The 3,708-nt window shown below is 26.0% G+C and carries 1 protein-coding gene; it reads left to right on the plus strand.

All coding sequences use genetic code 11. The features are described 5' to 3' along the window. Positions 1-3,708 (plus strand): hypothetical protein (locus JFN88_RS10825; RefSeq protein WP_199019323.1); only part of this gene is annotated, 3,708 nt, incomplete at both ends.

The raw sequence follows: 3,708 nt of genomic DNA on the forward strand, positions 1-3,708 counted from the left end.
ATAAAAAGTTCTATTTCAGATGTAAGAAATATTATATGGATAAAACAAAATGCTTTTACTTTAAAGCAAAATATACTAGTTAATTTTATTATCTCTTTTTTTTATGGAATTGTAGGGTCTGTTTATTTTTTGTCAAATTTTATACCTCTTTCTCTTTATATATTACGAGATTTTTTTTTAGATGGATATAATAAAACTACACCTGTTTTAATGGGATTTTATATAGGTTCATTTATTTCCATAACTTCGTTTCATCTTGTAATTATGTTTAAGTCACCTTCTATTTATATATTTTTAAATTGTTGGGATTTTTTAAACATGTGGTTTTTACCCATGTTTTATCTTTATTTAGGACTTAAAGTAAAAACAGATGAAGCTTTTTTTTGGGTACCTGAAAATAAGACTTTTACAGGAAAAGCTGTTAAAGGTGCATATGTAATGCATACATATGATGATAATTTTCTTGATGAAGTGTCAGAGAATTATTCTGAAAAGACAGCTATTTCTGAGATTTTATATCACTTAAGAAATAAAAAAACATATATATCTCGTGAATTTATTATTGGAATTTTCTTAGCTATATTTCAACAACCTTCTATTTTTCCTGTTCTTAGAAGTATTTCACCCGCTACTTCATTAGAGTCTTATATAACAAATTCTTGTGGAACTTACTTTGGTTTAATTTTAACATTTTCATTAACATATGCTGCTTTTTTCTATTATATATATTATATAAGACGATCTTTCTTAATGTATATTCAACGCTTATTAAACGGTCGTATGGTTATGGGACATCTTACTACAGTATTAAAAAATGAATTAGAAAATAAATATAGAATTTTAGAAAAAGAGCCAGAAAAAAATAAAGAAATTATAGAGAACATGACTAATAGTTTTTTCATAAAAATGAAAAAATTAAGTAAAAAATATGAAGGTAAAACCATTTTTGGCGTACCTAAATATTATATTCATCGTCAATATAGTCCAATACTTCGTAATATAGCAACTATCAGTTTATTTACATACAGTTTCTTTTTTTTATTATCTTCACCTATTGAACATTTTATTTTTCATCCTTTAGGTCTGGTTCCACGAGATAATGCCTTATATAGTACTGCCTTTGATCCCTATATACCAAGTTTTGTTACTCCTATATATCATAATATTTATCAATTTTTAATTGAAGGATTAGGTCTTAAAACGAATTTTCCAGGACATGGGCGATATATACACGCACCATCACTTACTCTTACCAATGCATATAATCAAGAGATGTTTGATTATAGACCTGGGGTTCTTATGAATGCTCAAGATTATCATTATACATTTGTTGAAATGATGCAAAATGTTCTTTTAGATGAAGAAGAAGAAGGTGCTTTATTTAAAAAGTTACGCTATTTCTCTTCTGATTTAGTACTTAATACACTAGCAGGTGATCTTGAAACTAAAATGTCAAACTATTTTTGGACTCTTTATAAGGAGACTCCAAAAATAACTAAAATAGCTACTTTATTACAAGATTCGGATTTTATTTTAAAAAAGATTGGACACCATATGAGTCAAATTAATCCTTTTAAAAGATTACGAATACAGTTGATTCAATCATTATTTAGAAATATTGCTAAAACAGAAAATAAACCATTATGGGGACTTCCTTTTAATAAAAAAATTGAGAATCTTCTTCTTAGTTTTGCAATAAAAAATGATAATTATAATGTTGGATTTTATCCTTTGGCAGCTGAAGAATTACTGTATAAAGGTACTTTAACAAAATGGGTTAATTGGGAATTGATACCTTTTTATAATGTAAGTAAAAATCCTTTTGATGTATTACGATATACTACACTTTCTTTATCCACTTTATATGATATAACAGACTCTTTTGAGGATGTAGAAATTCGTACCTTTGGTATGGAAGAAGATGATTATCCTTATATTTCTGACGAACTAAAAGCTATAAGAGATGAACAACAAACTAATTATTTTAAAAGTGTAGGATTTTATTTTCTTAGTAAAATATTAACAATAAATGATTTAAAATATTTTTATAACAATTGTATAAATCCAAAAATAAAAAGAAAATTTATTGAATTTAAACTTGTAAAAAATGCAAGAGTAGGTCGAAATTTTTATAGATCTAGACTTTCAGAATTAAGTAAAGAATACGAAAAAAAAATGGTAACTGAAAAAGTAAATTATCGAATTGATACAACAGAACTTTTTGACGAATATGGAAAAGAAATAAAAAAAAAACCTTCGGTTGCAATAACTACGGAGAAATTTGATGCTAACATCAAAGAATTTAAAAAAGAAGATAATACACAAGCTCTTCGTGCTTTTAAACCTTCTCTTAAACGAAAACCACTTGTATCTCTACAAACCAAAAAATTGAATACATCTAAAAAAGAATTTACAAACACAATTAATCAAGAAAAATTAGAAAGTGATCTTATTTTAAAAACAGACCGTGAAATAGCAGAATTAGAAGAAAGAATAAAAAATAAGCACGTAGACCCTAATCGTGCATTAATGCAATCTTTAAATGCAGCTTTAAAAGAAGGTATACGAGAACAAGATGAAGTAGAAGCAGATCGTCGTTTAAATTTTAAAAAAAGAGGTTTTGAATTTATTGGAGCAAATTACAGAGAACGCTTTTTACATAAATTAAGAAGTATTTTTATGTTTATAGATCCCGTTTATTTTGACAAATTAAGTAGTCAAAGAGAAAATACAGTAACTAAGCTTAAAGAATTAACAAAAACTAATTATTATCCATATAGAAAATCAAATACATATAGTAGACGTAGACTCGAAGATTATTGTAAACCTAATCCTCTAAAAAAATTAGTACTTCAAGAACGAGGATATTCTCCAATTGTAGTTACATTATCATTTAAATTACGTGATCTTTTTCAAAGTTTACCAGCTCCTCGTCTGTTCTCCCCTTTAAATGGTATAATTCTGATTGATAATAAACATTTTAGAGAGCGTAAAAGATTAAAAATTTTTACCAAGATTAGAGGAGGCCGCATGCGTCACGAACCTATTGATAAGCAAGGAAACCCTTATAAACATTTTAATTTTTTAAAAAGATTAGAATCAGATTACCTTCGTGATGAAATATTTGAACCCATTTTAACTAATTGGAAATTTAAAATTCCTGGAATTTTAGGTTATTACTTTATTAAACAACCAATCATTAAATTATATGATTTTTGGACGGATATTCGTGAAGCTTTACTTGTAAGAAAAATGACATATTTAATGCAATGGGTTCAAAAAGATCCTTTTGTAGAAGAACTTAAAAAACGAAAAGGTTCTTTTTTTGCAAAAAATCCAATATTATTTAACGATTCCATTTATTATGATTCAGCCCAAGAAAGACGTGCAATATATGCTGATATAACTCAACGCAAATTATTAGCTTTTGAAGTTTTAGATCCTGAAGTTATTAGAGAATATAAAGATTTTATGTTAGCTTTTTTTGTAGATTATTTTAGTCTTTATCGAAGATTTTTATTTGAACTTGAATATACTTTTTTTAGTGCAAAACAAACTAAAGTAAGTCCTAATCAAAATTTAGATCTTCATTATAAAAAATTATATTATTTAGAACATATAAATAATTTAAGGGATTATAATTTTAACTATTTAAATGAGCGAGAATCTGATTTTATTTTGAAAATTAATCTTTTTAAAGGAGTAACA

Origin of the sequence: Paenibacillus roseus (assembly GCF_016424485.1) — a bacterium.
Taxonomy (GTDB): domain Bacteria; phylum Bacillota; class Bacilli; order Paenibacillales; family Paenibacillaceae; genus Paenibacillus_D; species Paenibacillus_D roseus.